14 protein-coding genes and 3 pseudogenes are annotated in these 17740 nt (G+C 56.2%); 9 read left to right on the plus strand and 8 right to left on the minus strand.

The features are described 5' to 3' along the window. Positions 1 to 32: 32 nt before the first annotated feature. Positions 33 to 3505: pseudogene (mfd, locus tag H9L05_RS09420) on the minus strand (transcription-repair coupling factor). Positions 3506 to 3675: 170 nt separating this feature from the next. Between mfd and H9L05_RS09425 the strand changes: the two are divergent. The 3 genes from H9L05_RS09425 to H9L05_RS09435 all read left to right on the plus strand — a co-directional run bounded on the left by H9L05_RS09425 (position 3676) and on the right by H9L05_RS09435 (position 6319). Further along, positions 3676 to 3972: a hypothetical protein gene (locus H9L05_RS09425; RefSeq protein WP_187733941.1), complete on the plus strand. Its 297-nt coding sequence runs from the start codon at positions 3676 to 3678 to the stop codon at positions 3970 to 3972. Positions 3973 to 4044: 72 nt separating this feature from the next. Then, positions 4045 to 4785: a metal-dependent hydrolase gene (locus H9L05_RS09430; protein WP_187733942.1), complete on the plus strand. Its 741-nt coding sequence runs from the start codon at positions 4045 to 4047 to the stop codon at positions 4783 to 4785. 538 nt (positions 4786 to 5323) lie between these two features. Then, positions 5324 to 6319 (plus strand): NYN domain-containing protein, encoded by a 996-nt coding sequence (locus H9L05_RS09435; RefSeq protein WP_308421983.1) that lies wholly within the window; start codon positions 5324 to 5326, stop codon positions 6317 to 6319. Between the two features lie 427 nt (positions 6320 to 6746). Here the strand turns inward: H9L05_RS09435 and H9L05_RS09440 are convergent, their stop codons facing one another. After that, on the minus strand, positions 6747 to 7214 hold the full coding sequence (locus H9L05_RS09440; RefSeq protein ID WP_187733944.1) for a PaaI family thioesterase: 468 nt from the start codon (positions 7212 to 7214) through the stop codon (positions 6747 to 6749). A 116-nt stretch (positions 7215 to 7330) separates the two neighbouring features. After that, a complete protein-coding gene (locus H9L05_RS09445) occupies positions 7331 to 7774 on the minus strand; it encodes a GNAT family N-acetyltransferase (protein ID WP_187733945.1) in 444 nt (147 codons plus the stop codon). Between the two features lie 232 nt (positions 7775 to 8006). Here H9L05_RS09445 and H9L05_RS09450 point away from each other — a divergent pair, with 232 nt between their 5' ends. Further along, complete coding sequence (locus H9L05_RS09450; RefSeq protein WP_187733946.1) at positions 8007 to 8498, plus strand: YajQ family cyclic di-GMP-binding protein; 492 nt, start codon at positions 8007 to 8009, stop codon at positions 8496 to 8498. 114 nt (positions 8499 to 8612) lie between these two features. Further along, complete coding sequence (locus H9L05_RS09455; protein ID WP_187733947.1) at positions 8613 to 9377, plus strand: TerC family protein; 765 nt, start codon at positions 8613 to 8615, stop codon at positions 9375 to 9377. An 80-nt stretch (positions 9378 to 9457) separates the two neighbouring features. On the opposite strand, the gene H9L05_RS09460 is transcribed toward H9L05_RS09455, so the two are convergent. From H9L05_RS09460 to H9L05_RS26835, 4 genes and pseudogenes are all read right to left on the minus strand, one after another. Further along, the gene (locus tag H9L05_RS09460) at positions 9458 to 10276 is read right to left on the minus strand and encodes a J domain-containing protein (protein ID WP_187733948.1); all 819 of its coding nucleotides are present in this window, start codon (positions 10274 to 10276) and stop codon (positions 9458 to 9460) included. After that, the gene (locus H9L05_RS09465) at positions 10273 to 10587 is read right to left on the minus strand and encodes a hypothetical protein (protein ID WP_187733949.1); all 315 of its coding nucleotides are present in this window, start codon (positions 10585 to 10587) and stop codon (positions 10273 to 10275) included. Before H9L05_RS09465 ends, H9L05_RS09460 begins: the two co-directional genes overlap by 4 nt. After that, the gene (locus H9L05_RS09470; RefSeq protein ID WP_187733950.1) at positions 10581 to 10730 is read right to left on the minus strand and encodes a hypothetical protein; all 150 of its coding nucleotides are present in this window, start codon (positions 10728 to 10730) and stop codon (positions 10581 to 10583) included. The genes H9L05_RS09465 and H9L05_RS09470 overlap by 7 nt, the downstream gene beginning before the upstream one ends. Positions 10731 to 10869: 139 nt before the next feature. Continuing rightward, positions 10870 to 11273, minus strand: a pseudogene (locus tag H9L05_RS26835) (DUF6438 domain-containing protein). Between the two features lie 142 nt (positions 11274 to 11415). On the opposite strand from H9L05_RS26835, the gene H9L05_RS09485 reads away from it, so the two are divergent. From H9L05_RS09485 to H9L05_RS09495, 3 genes are all read left to right on the plus strand, one after another. Continuing rightward, on the plus strand, positions 11416 to 12267 hold the full coding sequence (locus tag H9L05_RS09485; protein WP_187733953.1) for a hypothetical protein: 852 nt from the start codon (positions 11416 to 11418) through the stop codon (positions 12265 to 12267). A gap of 70 nt (positions 12268 to 12337) precedes the next feature. Beyond that, positions 12338 to 13270: a hypothetical protein gene (locus H9L05_RS09490; RefSeq protein ID WP_187733954.1), complete on the plus strand. Its 933-nt coding sequence runs from the start codon at positions 12338 to 12340 to the stop codon at positions 13268 to 13270. Next, on the plus strand, positions 13177 to 13983 hold the full coding sequence (locus tag H9L05_RS09495) for a T9SS type A sorting domain-containing protein (protein ID WP_187733955.1): 807 nt from the start codon (positions 13177 to 13179) through the stop codon (positions 13981 to 13983). Before H9L05_RS09490 ends, H9L05_RS09495 begins: the two co-directional genes overlap by 94 nt. A 269-nt stretch (positions 13984 to 14252) precedes the next feature. Here H9L05_RS09495 and H9L05_RS09500 read toward each other — a convergent pair. Continuing rightward, positions 14253 to 14788: pseudogene (locus tag H9L05_RS09500) on the minus strand (RNA methyltransferase). A gap of 147 nt (positions 14789 to 14935) precedes the next feature. Here H9L05_RS09500 and mutS point away from each other — a divergent pair. After that, positions 14936 to 17647, plus strand: coding sequence for a DNA mismatch repair protein MutS (gene mutS, locus H9L05_RS09505; protein WP_187734231.1), 2712 nt, complete (start codon positions 14936 to 14938; stop codon positions 17645 to 17647). Positions 17648 to 17740 lie beyond the last annotated feature (93 nt).

A 17740-nucleotide genomic window follows, 5' to 3' on the forward strand; every position in this document is an offset into this window, starting at 1 on the left:
AACTAGGCATTTGTAAGTTCTTGTTTTTAAGATTACACGCCCACCTTCTCCTCACTGCCCAACTCACTTAGAATCCGCTTGGCGGCCTGCACGCTTTTCACCTCCTCGATGCTGACGATGAGCTGTTCCTTGCGCTCCTTCATGGAGGCGGTGCGGGTGTGGGTTTGCACGTAGCTGACGATGTTGCCGAAGGTTTCGCCCTGGAAGTAAGCCTCGTTGTCGGTGGCCGAGATGTAGCCTTTCAGCAGATTCTTCTTCAGCGTCAGCTTCTCGAAGCCCACGTGGCAAGCTTGCCAGCGCAGGCGCACGATGTCGGCCAGTTGCTCTACTTCGGGCGGTAGGGGGCCAAAGCGGTCCACGATGCCAGCCACGATTTTGCGCAGCTCCTCGGGGCTTTTCACCCTATCCAGCTTGGAGTAGAGCTGCAAGCGCTCCGATACGCTGCTCACGTAGCTATCCGGAATCAGGATTTGCAGGTCCGTCTCGATGTTGCACTCCTTGGGGCCTTTGGTGCCGGCCGCTTCCTGGAGGCGGCCGGTGGTGTCGCCCAAAAACAGGTCGCGGAACTCGGTTTCCTTCAGCTCCGTCACCGCGTCGTCGAGAATCTGGTGGTAGGTCTCGAAGCCCAGATCATTGATAAAGCCGCTCTGTTCGCCCCCCAGCAGGTTGCCGGCCCCGCGAATATCGAGGTCGCGCATGGCCACGTTGAAGCCCGCGCCCAGGTCCGAGAATTCTTCCAGCGTGCTCAGGCGCTTGCGGGCGTCGGAGGGCAGGGTAGCTACGGGCGGGGTGAGCAGGTAGCAGAAGGCCTTCTTGTTGGAGCGCCCCACGCGGCCCCGCATCTGGTGCAGGTCGCTCAGGCCAAAGAGGTGGGCGCGGTTGATAATAATGGTGTTGGCATTGGGAATATCCAGGCCCGACTCGATGAGGTTGGTGCTCACCAGCACGTCGTATTCGCCGTCGATAAACTTCATCATGCGCTTCTCCAGCGCGTCGCCCTCCATCTGCCCGTGTATGTAGGTGATGCGGGCGGCGGGCACGAGGCGCAGCACCATGGCCGCCATTTCCTCAATGTCCTTCACGCGGTTGTGCACCAGGAAAATTTGCCCCCCACGCTTGATTTCGCGGGCCACCGCGTCCCGGATCAGCAGCTCATCAAACACGTGCAGCTCCGTTTGCACGGGCTGGCGGTTGGGCGGCGGCGTGGCAATCACGCTCAGGTCGCGGGCGCCCATGAGTGAGAAGTGCAGGGTGCGCGGAATCGGCGTAGCCGAGAGCGTGAGCGTATCCACGTTCACCTTCAGCTCCTTCAGCTTGTCCTTGGTTTTTACCCCAAATTTCTGCTCTTCATCAATCACCAGCAGGCCCAGGTCCTTAAACTTGATGTCCTTATTGGTAAGCCGGTGCGTGCCGATGAGAATATCGGTTTTGCCCTCCGCCACGCGGGCTAGGGTTTCTTTTATCTGCTTGGTGGTCTTGAAACGGTTCACGTACTCCACCGTCACGGGCAGGTTGGCGAGCCGCTCGCGGAAGGTTTTGTAGTGCTGCATGGCCAGAATGGTAGTCGGCACTAGCACAGCCGCCTGCTTGCCATCGGCCACGGCCTTAAACACCGCCCGAATGGCAATTTCGGTCTTGCCAAAACCCACGTCGCCGCAAATGAGGCGGTCCATGGGGTGAGGCACTTCCATGTCGCGCTTCACGTCCTCGGTGGCCTTGGCCTGGTCGGGCGTGTCTTCATAGATAAAGCTCGATTCCAGCTCGGCCTGCATAAAGCTGTCCTTGGCAAAGGCGTGGCCGGGGGCCGTTTTGCGCTTGGCGTACAGCCGAATCAGCTCGGCGGCAATGTCCTTTACCTTCTTCTTTACCGACTTCTTCTTGTTTTCCCACTCCGGAGAGCCCAGCTTGCTCATGGTGGGCGGCGTGCCCTCAGCCCCGAGTATTTGGCAATCTTGTGCAGGGCGTGAATGCTCACCGTCAGCACGTCGTCGTCGCGGTACACCAGCCGAATGGCCTCCTGCAAGTGCCCGTTTATCTCCACCTGGGTTAGGCCCGCAAAGCGCGCGATGCCGTAGTCCTGGTGGGTCACGTAGTCGCCGGGCGACAGCGTGCGCAGCTCTTTGAGGGTAAGCGCCTTCTTCTTGGAAAACTTGCGCGCTTCCTGGGCCCGATAAAACCGCTCAAACAGCTGATGGTCGGTGTACACGGTCAGGTTGAGGATTTCATCAATGAAGCCCTCGCGCAAAGCCAGCAGCATGTGCTGGAAGGTTACGTTGTTATCAAGCTCGTCGAAAATGGTGCGCAGCCGGTCGGCCTGCCGCACCGAGTCGGCCGCAATAATGCAGGTAAAGCCTTTCTGCTGGTTTTCGCGCAGGTTTTTCACCAAGCGCTCAAAGTCCTTATTAAAGCTCGGTTGGGGCCGGGCCGAAAATTGAAAGTCCTCGGCATTCTTAAAGCTGAACCGCTTGCCAAACTCCACCACGGCGAAGTTCTCCAGCAGCTTCTTAAACGACTTCCCCGACTCAAACAGGTCCTCCGGCCGGCTCACAATCTGCATACCGCCCGCCGATTGCAGCATCTCCTGAAACCCCTGGTCGGCCTTCTCAAACGACTCCCCGACAATGTCGATAGTCTGACGCACGTCCTTTATCCAGAGCGCCGTATTGCGCGGCATAAAGTCCAGAAATGCCTCCCGGGTTTCCTGCAACAGCTTGGTTTGCACGTTCGGGATAATGCTCACCTGCGGCTTCTGCTCCACCGACAGCTGCGTCTCCGGATTAAACGTCCGAATCGTTTCCACCTCATCCCCGAACAGCTCGATGCGATACGGCAGCTCGTTAGCATAACTGAAAATGTCCACGATACCACCGCGCACGGCAAACTGCCCGGCCTCGTACACAAAGTCGGTACGCTCGAAGTCGTACTCCGCTAGCATCTCACTGATAAAGTTGACATCCAGCTTCTCGCCCACTTTCACCAGAAAAGTGTTGGCAACTAAGCTTTTCTTGTTGATAACTTTCTCAAACAGCGCCTCCGGGTAAGTCACAATCAACTCCCCGCGCACTTCTGTTTTCGAAGCTTTGCCATTAGCGCCCACGGCGGCACCACTGCGGCTGCTGCTGAGGCGGTTGAGCACCTCGGCGCGCATGAGTACGTTGGCGTTTTCCGTCTCATCGAACTGATAAGGCCGCTTATAAGAGCTAGGGAAAATAAGCGGGTCCTCATCTGGCAACAGGTGCTGCAAATCGGCCAGGAAGTAGCTGGCCTCGTCTTTATCGTGCAGCACAAACAGGTGGTGCTGCTCCGGATAAAGCGTATGTGCAGCCGCGGCCAGCACGGCATCCTGGCTGCCCACCAGGCCGCGTAGATGGATGCGCGTTGGTCCGTCGGGCGCGGGCTCACCGGTAGCGCGCAACGACCGGGCAGTGGCCGGATTCAGGCGGGCCGCCACGGTCATGACAGTGGGGTCGAGGCGGTATAACTGGAGGAAGTCGGTGACTTTCAAAAGGCAGAGAAGGCTAGTAGGGAGGCAAAGGTAGAAGCCCGACCGGATGGTTTTCCGGTCGGGCTACTATGTGCTAGGCAATACCACACCGGCGGGCCGAAAGTTTCCAGCTGTGTAGCGTATATTCGTTGTAGCGTAACCAAGGCAGAATATTAGCGAATAACATAAGTATGGACGACAAGAATAAAGACCTGCCGCTGGTAGTATCAGAAATCCTGATTGAGATGCAACAGATGCGACAGCAGTCTGAGCAGCAGCACCAGGAACTGATTAAGGTTTTCAACCGTAGTTTTGACCTAGTGGTTGAACATTTTGGTGAATTAAGAACTGATGTTAAATCCTTGCGGGGCACCGTGGAGCAAATTGACAAGCGCTTAGCCAATGTGGAGCAAAAGGTCACCGAGTTCGTTGACTTTGACAAGCGCCTGCGGGTGCTGGAAGATATTGTGTTGAAAAAAGCTTCCTAAAAAAGCCCCCTAGACTGAAGCTGCCGTCCGCGCCGGTATCTTCGTCTTCTGGTTTCTGCTAAAATTTATAAAGTGCGCGGTTCTTCTCACCTGGCCATCGGCCTGATTACGGGCGTGGCCATTGCTGGCCTAATGCCCGGTATCCCCTTTTCACCCGCTGGTATTGCCCTCGCCGGCTTCTCCTCCCTAGCCCCCGACCTCGACCACCCCGAAAGCCGCCTGAGCAAACGCCTGGGTTTCTCCCATAACTACGTACGCTGGGCCTTCGCCGCTGCCGGTGCTGGCTTAGCCGCTTACACCCATTTCCTGCTACCCTTGGGCCCCGACCGGCGCATGGGCTTCACAGCCGCGCTGGCGTTTGGATTGCTGGGCTTGGCTATGCAAGGCGGCTCCGTACGCAAGCTGGCGCTACTGTTTACCGGCGTGCTCACCGTATTGGCCGGCTTATACTTTGAGTTTCTGTGGGTGAGTTTGCTGGGAATCTTCGTGGCTGTAGCGCCCTTCACCAGCCACCGCTCCTGGACGCATACCATTTGGGCCACCATCCTCTGGACCTACATCGGATACTTAGCTAATCAGGCCTTGGGCTGGCATGGGGTGGCTCACTTTGCCGGGGCTGGCTACCTATCCCACTTGCTCGCCGATTCGCTTACCAAACAGGGGGTGCGCTGGTTCCTGCCTTTCTCCGATACTAGCTTGAAACTGCCGCTTATCTCGACTGGGTCGGCTACGGGCAATGTATTGGAAGTTGCCATTTGCGCCGGCTACGGATTATTGGTTCTAGGGTTAGTGGTTGGGCGTTTGCAGTTTTAATAATTTATAAAGTCTCCTATCCTGAAAGCCCTGAAAGTACTCAGGGATAGCCGCAGAAGGTGCTACGTATATCGCGTATGGACAAAAAATAGATTATTGCACAGAAAGATGTACTGACAGAAGTTTGTATTCTAAAAATGATGCAGTTAGTTTCGCCTACTGAAAGATACTTGAGCGTAAATAATCTGGTGTAAAATACGTAGTATTAAATATATTTTTTTTAATATTACGTTTATATTAAATCAGTTACTTATACTGCGATTCCTGCAGCGCCTAGCGGCTTTCTACAATCAGTTTTATAACCTACTCTTTTTTCGAGCTGTTTTACTAGCATCGCCCCCAGTAGTTATCCGGAGCGATTGGCTCACCCAGCGACGCGGTACTCAAGTATTGCTTTAACTATTCTAGGTAGTGCGAGCAGCGTGCTTTGTATCTTTGGCCGGGCCATTCATTACTTTTTGATTACCCTGCCGAACTTACTTACCCGCTCCTATTTCACACCTCACTTGCGCACAAAAATTTATTTAGTATGAACCAGATGAATAGCCCTCTGATTCGGATAGGCGTCTTCTACGACGGCAATTATTTCCTGAAAATCAGCGATTACTACTACTTCCAGCATGAGCGTAAGGCTCGTATCAGTTTGGAAGGTCTACACGAATATATCCGTCACCAGGTAGCCGAAGAAGAAGACGTAGACGTGCGCCTGAGCCAGGTGACCGACTCGCACTTTTTCCGGGGCCGCCTAAGCGCTACCGAAGCCCGCGACAAAGATCGTCTTTTCCACGACCGTCTGCTCGACGATATTCTGATGCACCTGGGCGTGACTACCCACTATATGCCCCTGAAAACCCGCGACGGCCGTTTGCAGGAAAAAGGCATTGATGTATGGTTGGCTTTGGAAGCGCTGGAACTGGCTCTGCACAAAAGCTTTGACGTGATTGTGCTCATCGCCGGCGACAGCGACTACGCTCCGCTGATCAAGAAGCTCAATACCATCGGCACCCGTGTGATGCTGCTGAACTGGGACTTCAAGTATGTGGACTTCAAAGGTGAGAACCGCGTAACCCGCGCTTCTCAGCAGCTGTTGGAGCACGCCACGTACCCCATTTCTATGCACGACGTGATTGACGCCGGACTGGCCAGCAACGACGAGCTGATCGAAAATCTGTTTGTGACTCAGCCCGAGCCTGCGCCTTTCCCAACGGTGAAGCCTGCCCGCCCCACCGGGCCTACGGCCGCCGGCCCGGTAGGCACGGTGGGCATGAGCACCATCAAAAACCTCAAAAACGGGTTTGGCTTCGTGGTAATGCCCCCCAACAACCTTTTCTTCAGCTACGCTGACATGTCGGAAGGCGACTTCAACGACCTGCACGAAGGCGATTGGGTGGAGTTCACCGTTGGCCGCAACCACCGCGACGAGGATTGCGCCCGCAACGTGCGGAAAGTACAGCCCCCACAGGAAGGCGAAGGCGACGAGTACGACGACGAGACCGAAGAGCACGAGTCGGCCAACAGCTCGGAGCATTTATAAACCAACTTATGCCGCTGTAATTCCACCCAACGGTTCGGCGACCATCCACTTTCGACTCTTCATGGTTGCCAGAGCTAAGAGTTGAATTCTTTAACAAAAAAGCCCCCCACAGCTATGCGGGGGCTTTTTTGTTTGTAAAGTTTGAAGCCAACCGAACTAATACTGCCTCTCTAATCCGTTCGTCATGCAGAGCGGAGCGAAGCATCTCGCGTGTTTCATTGCAATGGTATTGTCATGCTGAGGAGTCGAAGCATCTCTCCCGCTGACGTCAGATTAGTATTGCAACGAAGCGGGAGAGATGTTTCGACCAGCTCAGCATGACCGCCTTTTAGCTAACAACATCAGCATGCGAGATGCTTCGCTGCGCTCTGCATGACGAACGGGTTGGGGAATAATGAGCACTAAAACAGTCGGCGCAATAATCTCTTTACTCCTCTTTCGGAAACAGCAACTCGTGGAAGTCGCGCTTGTCGGCGGGGTAGCGGTTGAAGGTGCCGAGGCCGCGGGCCACGACTATCTCGCGGGTGGCACAATAGATATCGGCGCTGGCTACGATGAGGGTTTTGCCGGAGTGCTCTACGTGTCCGCGGGCCAGCAGATGGTCGTGCAGCCGGACGGGCAGGAGGTAGTTTATCTTGAATTCAACAGTTGAGACTAGCTCGCTGGCGGTGAACGCCAGGCTGAGCGCGGCTGCGCCCAGCGCCGCATCCATTAAGCCAGCCAGCACGCCCCCGTGGCAGGTGCCGGGCGACGACAGGTGATCTTCCCGCACCTTCATGCTATAAACGACTTCGCCCGGCCTGGTCATGCTGAGTTCCATACCGTTGGTGCGGCCGTAGTTATTGATCTGGTTGTAGAGCGCGATTAGCGTGGCAACGTTCTGAGTAGGTTCCATAGTAGCTGAAAAGATACGGGTCCTTTGGATAAAGCCCCCCAATAACACCTGTTGCCTCCCAGCAATTTCTGAAGACGTCGGTACTGTAAGCAAAGCTTTTTTGCGGCAGCAAATGGCTATACGGCCAGCGACTTGCGCATCCGAAAATGCGGAATTACGCCAAACAGCGTATGCGAAGGCGCCACAATTTCATAGCCCAGCTTCTGGTAAAACGCCACGGCCGACTCGCGCGAGTCCAGTATGCATTCTGTAAAACCCTGTGCGGCAGCATATTCCTCCAGATACATCATCAGCTGCTGCCCAATGCCGCGGCCGTGCCAGTTGGGGTGCACAGCCACAGCGCGCACCTGTACCTGGCCCGGCCCGGACGGATGCACGCGGGCCACCCCGATAACCGTACCGTCGTCGGCTACGGCCATGGCGTGGTGGGTGGTGGGGGCCTCATCGTCGGCGGCGCGCTCCGAGCCGGGGGGCTGCTGCCAGGGCTGGCGCAACACCTGATAGCGCAGGGCATAATAAGCAGCAAAGTCGGCGGCGGAGCGGGGCTGGCGGATGGTCATGAGTGGTTCAAATGCGAGGATTGAGCAGATTTGCCCCCAGCCATCGGGTGCAGGCAGTGGCAGAGCGGCCTGGCAAAATAACGGAAACCCTCGCTTAGCTGGGGGGCAAATTTGGGCGGACGGCCTGAAACACAACCGCGCACGAACGTTGGCAAACGCCTACCTTTGGCGCCGCCGTCACCCAGACCGCCGGACTAACGTACTGATTACTCCACTCCTCAAAACCCTACCGATGCCTTCTTTCGATATTGTTAGTAAAGTAGATCCGCAAACGCTTGAAAATGCGGTGAATACGGCCAAAAAAGAGCTTCAGACCCGCTACGACCTGCGCGACACGAAGGGCGGCATCGAGCTGGACAAAAAAGCCAATACCATACAGCTCAGCTCCGAGAACTCCATGCGCGTGAAGTCTTTGGAAGATATTCTGCTGACGCGCATCGTGAAACAAGGCCTCGACGGCACCTGCCTCGACTTCTCGGAAGAGGAGCAGGCCTCCGGAGCGCTGGTGAAGAAAACGGTGAAAGTGCGGGCCGGCATCGATAAAGACACGAGCCGCAAAATTGGCAAGCTCATCAAAGACAGCAAGCTCAAAGTAGACGTGCAAACCCAGGATGAGCAGGTGCGCGTGGCCTCCAAAAAAATCGACGAGCTGCAGCAGGTAATGGCCCTGCTGCGCGGCGCCGACCTCGGTATTCCCTTGCAATTCGTGAATATGAAAAGCTAAACACAGCTTTCAAGAATGGGGCAGATGCTGCTGGCTCAACTGGCAGCGGCATCGGCTCCATTCTTTATTTCTTTAAATCCTTGCCCTCCGTTTACTCTGCAAACCTGCGTTTGAATGTTCGATATTTCTGTTTTCTCCGATCCTAATACCTGGATTAGTCTCCTGACGCTGACCCTTATGGAGATAGTGCTGGGGATTGATAACATCATCTTCATTTCCATCATTGTCAACCGGTTGCCGGCCGAGCAGCACGGGCGCGGTCGGACGATAGGTCTCGCGATGGCCCTGCTGTTTCGCATTGGCTTGTTGCTGAGTATCAGCTGGATTGTCAGCCTGAAAGACCCCTTATTCACGCTCAACTTGCCCTTCCTAGACGCTGACCACGGTGTATCAGGGCGCGACCTGATTTTGTTCGCTGGGGGGCTTTTTCTGCTGGCTAAAAGTACCACCGAGATTCACACCAAGCTCCAGGGCGAAGAGGAAAGTCACGAAACTGGCCAGTACAGCACCTTTGCGCGAGTTATCATTCAAATCATTCTTATCGATATCGTCTTCTCCTTCGACTCTATTCTGACGGCCGTCGGCCTTGTCGATAATGTGCTGGTCATGATCATTGCCGTTATCATTGCTATGGGCATTATGCTGGCCTTTGCTAAGATCATCGGCGACTTCGTGAATAAGAATCCGACGGTAAAAATGCTGGCCTTGTCCTTCCTGATTATGATCGGTATCATGCTGGTTATGGAAGCTTTCCACCAGGAAATTCCGAAAGGCTACGTGTACTTCGCCATGTTCTTCTCCTTAGGTGTGGAAATGCTGAATCTGCGCTTGCGCAAAAAAGTGCCCCCCGTGGAGCTGCGCGATTCGCGCTTCGATTAGAGCATTCAACTCGTAAACGAACGGGGGCTGAATTCGCGGTAAAACGCGAATTCAGCCCCCGTTTGTTTGGAAGCAATAGCCTAGATGCGCAAGAGGAGATAGAGATTGATTAGGGCAAACAGACAAGCTGTTATGGCTGCATCTACGGTCCGGCGGCGTACCAGACCGGGCCAGACTCCTACCAGCGCTGCTATCCACATAAGGAAAATAAATACCAGTTGCGGCAGGCCATAGATGGTTCTCTCCCAGTTATCAATGGTATCCGCCCGCGGAGCCAGCGCGGGGCGATGCGTCATAACCTGCTGAAAAATGGCAGTTCTGGTGAGGTTAAGCAATTGGCCTTCCGTATAAGGAACCTGGCTCTGAAAGGAAGTTTGGGGCGTTTCTATTTGGTAATAACTATCAACAATAGAGCCCCGGCGACCATACACAAAGTAACGGGTTTGCGACACTACCGGCTCCTGAACAAGGGTAAAAGTCCATTGCGAATCGACGGCCAGCAGCAGGCCAAACCCAATCAGAATGCGGCAGATAAGCCGGGCCACCGGCGTGTAGCGGGCGTATTGGGCGGCATACGGGTCGCCTTTGGGGCGGCGCGGCATTACGGGTGGGGGCCACGGCCCGCGGTAAGCGGGATCGGGGTGCCGGGGAGCAGCAGGACGAGGCGCCACCGGCGGGGGCGGATTGCGCAATGCCCACAAGCGTGCATCGTACGCCTTGCGCTTGTCGGGCAAGCTCAATATTTCGTAAGCTCGGTTTATGGCCAGATAACGCTCGTGCGCGGCCGGGTCCTGGGTGCGGTCGGGGTGGGTGAGAAGTACCAGCCGCCGATACGCCTTCCGGATATCGGCCGCCGACGCTTGCTCAGATATCTCCAGCGCCTCATAGTGTGTGCTCATTCCCCAGTTGCAGTTCCTTCAGCAAGTAGGGAAGCCAGGGCAGTCACATGGTCCTGCACCCGCCGAATAGCCAGCTCCAACAGGCGCCGGTTGAGCTCAGCGCGGTTTGGGCGGTAATAAGCTAACTCACTCTGCGTAAACAAGCCCACCACCGTGCCCACCAGCAGGTAGCGCAGCTTCACGTTGCGCGTGAGCAGCTCTGCCACCACCCGCTGCTGCTCCACCACCGACGACGCGAGAAACGGAATATGGTGCTCCTGAATGAAATCGGCTACCAACAGCAGCAACAGCTCATTTTGCAGCTTCAGCACAGGCCGCAGCGTGCGGTGCAGGAAGTCGCCAACGGTGGGGCCATCAGCGGTGGGGGCAAAAAAGCCGTTTCAACCAATGGGCGCGAGGTGAGAATTGCCGCGTCGCGGTCGGCGGGAGTAAAAGCGGCAGAAGTCTGACTCATGGTTAAAAAAGCCCCCAGCGGCTTAAAAGGGAAGATATGGGTGGTAAAAGGTAATTGGCCCTGCGCTATCTGGCTGGCATGGCGCTCTGCTGCCAACGGTCGGCTTTTATTAGTTTGATTAACTCCGCCTCCAACGCTTTCAACGCCGCTGGGGCGCCGTCGTAATCCCGGATGCGCTTGCTCTTGCCCCCTTCCAATAAGTGATGTACTTGGTCGGATAGTCGAGCTTGGTAGAAACATAGCTATCCTGAAAAGCGAAGAAATTAGCCGCGTCGAACTTGGCTATGAGCTGCTTTCGCTCGGCCGCCGTCAAGCGACTCCGATATGTGCCCTGCCGGGGGCATTTTCGCCGCCTTTGTACTCCATACGGCCATCGGTGTACACCGTAATCTCATCGACGGGGCAGGGGCCCATGCAGGCAGTGCGCTCCAGCTGTATAAGCTTTTCGGTGGCCGCCTGCACCGGCCGGCAAGCGGCCAGCCAGGCAATGGTCAGTAGCAAAAGCACACCGGATAAAGTCCTGCTATAAAATAGCTTCGTCATAAAAAGAGCCCAGATTCGGCGCAAATACCGAAGCTAATAGGAGCATACTGGTAAGAAGGGATATTTTTTCGGAAAAATGAGCGCGATACTCTAAATTTAAGGATCTACAGCTTTATTGGCCGAATGTGCCGTCCGTTGATTTGTGAAAAAACTACTCTTACTCTCTTTCCTGGCATGCGGAACATTGGGCACCGCGCGCGCGCAGCAGCTGGTATCACAGGCCGAACTGGTGCTGGAATCGCGGCCCGCGAAGCCCGTGATCTGCTACGCCCGGAACGAGGACATGCACACCTATGTGGCGCCTCCGGCTCAGTTTCTGAACCGCACTGCCGGCCGCCCCACCGCCGACCGGGCCCGCATTGAGGTTACCTACATTGGCTTCCCCGCCGATGCCCGCGCGGCCTTCCAGAAGGCAGTCGATATCTGGCAGTCCTTGCTCTTTTCGCCGGTTGTTATTCGGGTAGAAGCTCGTTGGGAAGCCCTGGATGAAGGTGTGCTGGGTGCCGCCGGCGCTACCCAGATTTATCGGAACCTGCCGGGCGCGCCCAAGAGCAACATCTGGTATCCGGTAGCTTTAGCCGAGAAAATTGCCGGCCAGGAGCTCAATGGCACAAATGCCGACATCAGCGCCGAGTTCAGCAGCAACTTCGACTGGTACCTGGGTCTTGATGGGCTTCCGCCCGCCGGCAAATACGACCTGGTATCGGTGGTGCTGCACGAGCTGGGCCACGGCCTGGGCTTCGTGGCAGCTTCCAGCTACACCGATCCGCCGCCCGTAACGGGCCCCATAGCAAGTCTGAACAGCTCCGGCTTCCCTGGGTTTTCTCTACATACATCGAGAATGGTCCGGGAAACCGGCTGGCCGGCAACAGCCGGTTCCCTAGTCCTTCCCTGGCCCTCGCCGATCAGTTCACTAGCAATGATCTGTACTTCGGCAGCCCATTGGTTAACGCTGTCACGAACGGGCAGCGCGCCCGTCTGTACGCCCCGCTAAGTTTGATGGCGGCTCCAGCATTTCGCACCTGGACGAGGTTTCTTATCGTGCCGGCGACCCAAATTCCCTGATGACACCCGTCCTTGGCAGAGCCGAGGCTATTCAGAGCCCTGGCCCAATCACGCTCAAGATGTTCGACGAAATGGGCTGGTTTAATACCGCTATTCGTCACAACCCTTCCTTACGAGATACCGAAACCGCCCAGGACTTTGTGGTGCGGGCCAATGTGGTCAGCGACGGCACCATCGTGCCGGGCTCCGTGCGCCTGTACTACCGCGTTGATAATGGCACCGATGCGCCGGGCGCTACCGACACGGTGCTCCCGATGACGGCCGCCAACGGCTCTACGCAGTATACGGCCACCATTCCTAATCCCGGCCTGGGCCGTCGGGTGAGCTATTATATTTCGGCCGCCGATGTCGAAACGGCTCGCACGTACACGGCTCCTGGCGTGCTGTTGTCCACGGAAGCAACGAACACGCAGCCGCGCTACCAGTTCTTTGTTGGCCCCGACGTTGTGCCGCCGGTGCTGGTTCATCAGCCGTCCCCGTTCATCTTTGCCAGCAACCTGCCTTTAGTCCTGACGGCCCAGGCCAGTGATAACATTGGAATAGCCTCTGTAGCAGTAGAATACAGTGTGAACGGCATTGCGCGGCCCACCTTCAACCTGACGCGCCAGTCTGATAATATTACGTATCGGGGCTCCATTGCCAGCACGGCGGGCGCACCTATTGTGGCGGGCGACCTAATCGCCTACCGCCTTATCGCCCGCGATGCTTCTTCCAATGCCAACCAGACGGTGAACCCCACCACTGACGTATACCGGGTGCCGGTGGTGAGTATAAAAGCCCCCCAGGCTTCCTACGTCAATAATTTTAACGCCATAACGGCAGCTACGCCCCCGATTTCGTGGGTAATGGCTTCTCCATCGCGCAGCCAGCAGGCTTTAATGATCTGGCTATTCACTCCGCTCATCCTTACCCCGATGCCAATAATACGCTGATATATCAGCTGCTGACCCCCATTATTGTTGAGGCTGATCCGGCGAAGTCAACCCTTACCTTCGATGAAGTGGTTCTGGTAGAGCCAGGCTCAGATGGTGCTCCCTTCCCCAGCGCCGATTTCTTCGACTATGTAATAGTAGAAGGCAGCACGGATGGCGGGCAGACCTGGAATCCGGTGGCTGATGGCTACGACTCCCGCGATAAAGAGGAGTGGCTGGCCGCGTACAATAGCGCCATCAATGAAGAGCAAAACTCCACGGCTGTAGGTACGCAGGCGCTCTTTTTGCCGCGTGCCATGAACCTGCGCGACAACGGCTACTTCCTCGCCGGCGATGTGGTACGTCTGCGCTTCCGCCTTTTCGCCGATCCGGCGGCGCACGGCTGGGGCTGGGCCATCGACAACCTGCGTATTCAGGATAACACCGTCACTAGCCTGGCTTCCGAGTTGAAAAAGACCGGCGGCCTGAATGTGTACCCTAACCCAAGTGAAGGCAGATTCACGGTGCAGGCACGCTTTGCGAAGCCCACCGCCGGTTTGCAGATCATCGTGCGCAATACGCTGGGGCAGGTAGTGTTGCGTCAGTTACTGGCCGGCGCGCAAACTGAACTCAAGCAAGCCCTCGACCTGAGTGCGCTTTCGGCTGGCATGTATATGGTAAGTGTAGGCGTAGAAGGCGACGCCGCCGTGCGCAAAGTGCTGATTACGAAATAACTATTTGCCAACTGAAAAAGCGGCAGCTCCACATCGGGGCTGCCGCTTTTTTGTGATTGGGGATTAACGAACGGAATCAATCCTTTCCACACTAAATATTAAATCAGAACGTCATGCAGAGCAACGCGAAGCATCTCGCGTGTTTTGCAGGATTAGTAATCCAGTGTCAGCACGCGAGATGCTTCGCGTTGCTCTGCATGACGTTCTGATTTGTTCGTTCGGATCAAATTTTTCCATATTCATATAAGGAGGACCTATAGGTGGTATGACTAATTGCCAAAACCCATCTTCCGCATAAAATCCCAGAGCACCACGCCCGCCGCTACCGACACGTTCAGCGAGTGCTTGGTCCCGAACTGCGGAATTTCTACGGCCGCGTCGCACAGGGCTAATACTTCGTCTTCCACGCCAAACACCTCATTGCCCATTACCAGCGCATAAGGCTTCGTTGGATCAGGCTGGAAAGCACTGAGCGACTGGCTGCTATCCGTCTGCTCCACCGCAATCACCACGTAGCCCTCGGCTTGCAGCTGGCGCACTACATCGGTGGTCTGGGGGCAAATTCCCAGGCTACCGACTCCGTGCTGCCCAGGGCCGTCTTGGTGATTTCGCGGTGGGGCGGGCGCCCCGTGATGCCGCAGAGCCAGATTTTCTCTACCGCAAATGCATCGGCGGTGCGGAAGGCGGCGCCCACATTATGCAGGCTGCGCACGTTATCGAGCACGAGGGTAAGGGGGATTTTTTGCGTATTTTTGAAGTCTGCTACCGTCAGTCGGTTCAGCTCTTCCATCGAAAGTTTGCGCATAACGCAAAGGTAGGAACGCGTTCCGGCGCGCTGGCCAAGAGTGGCCCAAAAGCACAGAAACAGTTGAAAACAAAAGTTAAAAAAGGCCCAGGGCCGCGCTCCGAAGCTTACGCCGCCGTGGCGCCTACCCTCGAAACGACGCCCCTCATGCGTCAGTACTATCAGCTGAAGCAGCAGTACCCCGGTGCGCTGCTCCTGTTTCGGGTGGGCGATTTTTACGAAACCTTCGGCGAAGATGCTGTCACCACAAGCCGCATCGTGGACATTGTGCTCACCAAGCGCGGCGCTGGCACCTCTTCAGAAGTGGCGTTGGCGGGCTTTCCGCACCACTCCCTCGATACGTATTTGCCCAAGCTGGTGCGCGCCGGGCAGCGCGTAGCCATCTGCGACCAGCTCGAAGACCCCAAGCAAGCCAAGGGCCTGGTGAAGCGCGGCGTAACGGAATTGGTTACGCCGGGCGTCTCGTTCAACGATAATGTGCTGGAGCGTAAGTCCAACAACTACCTCTGCGCGGTTCATTTTGGCAAGCAGGAGGCTGGTATTTCCTTTCTCGACATCAGCACCGGCGAGTTTCTGGTGGCCCAGGGCGACGTACCGTATCTAGGCAAGCTGCTCCAGAACTTTGGCCCTGCCGAGGTGCTTTTCTGCAAAAAAAGCCGCCAGGAGTTTGAGCAGCACTTTGGCCCCGACTTCTGCCACTACGCCCTCGATGAGTGGGTATTTGGATTTGATTACGCCCACGATACGCTCACGCGCCACTTCAAAACCACTTCGCTTAAAGGTTACGGCATTGATGGCTTGCGCGAGGGTATCACGGCGGCGGGCTGCATTCTGCACTATCTGGCCGAAACCAAGCACACCAACGTGGGCCATATTGCCGGCATTGGGCGTCTGGAAGAGGATAAATACGTGTGGCTGGACCGCTTCACCGTGCGCAACCTGGAACTGGTGCAGCCTCAGCACATAGGGGGCGTGCCGCTGATTGAGATTCTGGACCAAACGGTGACGCCGATGGGCGCTCGTCTGCTGCGCAAATGGGTAGTGCTGCCGCTAAAGGAAGCCGCTCAGATTCAGCGCCGCCTTGATACGGTGGAAGCTTTGTTGGCAAATACTGATCTATTGGGGGAAATAACCCAGCACCTGCGCCAGATAAATGACCTGGAACGCCTGATTTCGAAGGTTGCCGTGCGCCGTATTAACCCGCGGGAGCTGCTGCAATTGAGTCGGGCGCTGGAGGCTATTGGCCCCATTCGGACAGTGCTGGCGGGCTCTGGCATCCGCGCCTTGCAGAAGCTGGCCGATCAGCTCAACCCTTGCGAAACTCTCTGCACCGACATCACTACCAAAATCCGCCCCGATGCGCCCGTGCTGACCAACCAGGGAGGCGTGCTCAACGATGGCATTGACAAGGAGCTGGACGAGCTGCGCAGCATCGCCTTTTCGGGCAAGGATTATTTGCTGCAATTGCAGCAGCGCGAGCAGCAGAATACGGGTATTTCTTCCCTGAAAGTAGCTTACAACAAGGTGTTTGGCTATTATCTGGAAGTGTCTAATGCCCACAAGAATAAGGTGCCAACCACCTGGATTCGTAAGCAGACACTGGTAAATGCTGAGCGCTACATTACGGAGGAGCTAAAGACCTACGAGGAGAAGATTCTGCACGCCGAGGACCGCCTGTTCGTAATTGAGCAGAACATCTACAACGAACTGGTGCAAGCCGCCGCCGACTATGTGCCGCAGATTCAGCAGAACGCCCGTGCGATTGGCGTGCTCGACTGTCTGGCCTCGTTTGCAGCCACGGCTCGTCAGTACAACTATGTAAAGCCGACGGTGAATGACGGCAGTCTGCTCGATATTCGTCAGGGCCGCCACCCCGTTATTGAGCGACAATTGCCGCCCGGCGAAGCTTACATTCCAAACGACATCTGCCTAGACCAGGACGACCAGCAGATTGTGGTCATCACGGGTCCTAACATGGCGGGCAAATCGGCGCTACTTCGCCAGACGGCTCTTATTGTGCTGCTGGCCCAAATCGGCTCTTTTGTACCCGCCGATGCTGCTACCATCGGCGTTATTGACAAGATTTTTACCCGTGTAGGTGCCTCCGATAACCTGAGTAAGGGCGAAAGCACCTTCATGGTAGAGATGACTGAAACGGCCAGCATCCTGAATAACCTCTCCGACCGCAGCCTCGTGCTGATGGACGAAATTGGGCGCGGCACCAGCACCTATGACGGTATCAGCATTGCCTGGGCCATTGTGGAGCATTTGCACAACAGCCTAAAAGCGCGGGCCAAAACGCTATTTGCCACCCACTACCACGAGCTAAACCAGCTGGCCGATGATTGCCCTCGCGTGCGCAACTACAACGTGGCCGTGAAGGAAGCCGACGGGCGCATTCTGTTTATGCGCAAGCTGGTGGCCGGCGGTTCAGAGCATAGCTTCGGTATTCATGTGGCGCGAATGGCGGGTATGCCCACTTCGGTGGTGCTGCGGGCCAACGAAATCATGCATCACCTGGAGCAGGAGCGGGCTCATGCCGGCGACGCCGAGACCGACGCGCCCACCGAGTTTGATGAGTTGCTGGCAGGCCTGGAACCCGATGAGCAAGGTGGCAAAGTACTGCCCTTAAATGGCCAAGCGCCCGAAAAAGCCCCCCAGCGCGGTCCGCGGGCCCAGCCGGTGGCGGCCGTAGCTACAGCCCCGCGTCCGAGCCTGCAACTAAGTATGTTCGAGCCCGCCGACCCGGCGTTGGAGCGCGTGCGCGACCTTATTCAACAGCTTGATGTGAATACACTCACGCCCATCGAAGCGCTGCTAAAGCTGAACGAGTTGAAGCTGGCGCTGGGGGGCAAATAAGGAAAGCCATTTAAAGTTGCGCAAGCCAAAGAGCAGAACCAGGTAGTAAAAAAAGTGCCTGAGAATGAGGGCGAAGCAACTTTTTGCGAGATA

It is taken from the genome of Hymenobacter qilianensis, assembly GCF_014489555.1.
Taxonomy (GTDB): Bacteria; Bacteroidota; Bacteroidia; order Cytophagales; family Hymenobacteraceae; genus Hymenobacter; species Hymenobacter qilianensis.

Coding starts and splice junctions, on each gene's coding strand:
- H9L05_RS09425 (WP_187733941.1), top strand. CDS start 3,676: ATGGACGACAAGAATAAAGACCTGCCGCTGGTAGTATCAGAAATCCTG.
- H9L05_RS09435 (WP_308421983.1), top strand. CDS start 5,324: ATGAATAGCCCTCTGATTCGGATAGGCGTCTTCTACGACGGCAATTAT.
- H9L05_RS09440 (WP_187733944.1), bottom strand. CDS start 7,214: ATGGAACCTACTCAGAACGTTGCCACGCTAATCGCGCTCTACAACCAG.
- H9L05_RS09445 (WP_187733945.1), bottom strand. CDS start 7,774: ATGACCATCCGCCAGCCCCGCTCCGCCGCCGACTTTGCTGCTTATTAT.
- H9L05_RS09450 (WP_187733946.1), top strand. CDS start 8,007: ATGCCTTCTTTCGATATTGTTAGTAAAGTAGATCCGCAAACGCTTGAA.
- H9L05_RS09455 (WP_187733947.1), top strand. CDS start 8,613: ATGTTCGATATTTCTGTTTTCTCCGATCCTAATACCTGGATTAGTCTC.
- H9L05_RS09460 (WP_187733948.1), bottom strand. CDS start 10,276: ATGAGCACACACTATGAGGCGCTGGAGATATCTGAGCAAGCGTCGGCG.
- H9L05_RS09470 (WP_187733950.1), bottom strand. CDS start 10,730: ATGAGTCAGACTTCTGCCGCTTTTACTCCCGCCGACCGCGACGCGGCA.
- H9L05_RS09490 (WP_187733954.1), top strand. CDS start 12,338: ATGACACCCGTCCTTGGCAGAGCCGAGGCTATTCAGAGCCCTGGCCCA.
- mutS (WP_187734231.1), top strand. CDS start 14,936: ATGCGTCAGTACTATCAGCTGAAGCAGCAGTACCCCGGTGCGCTGCTC.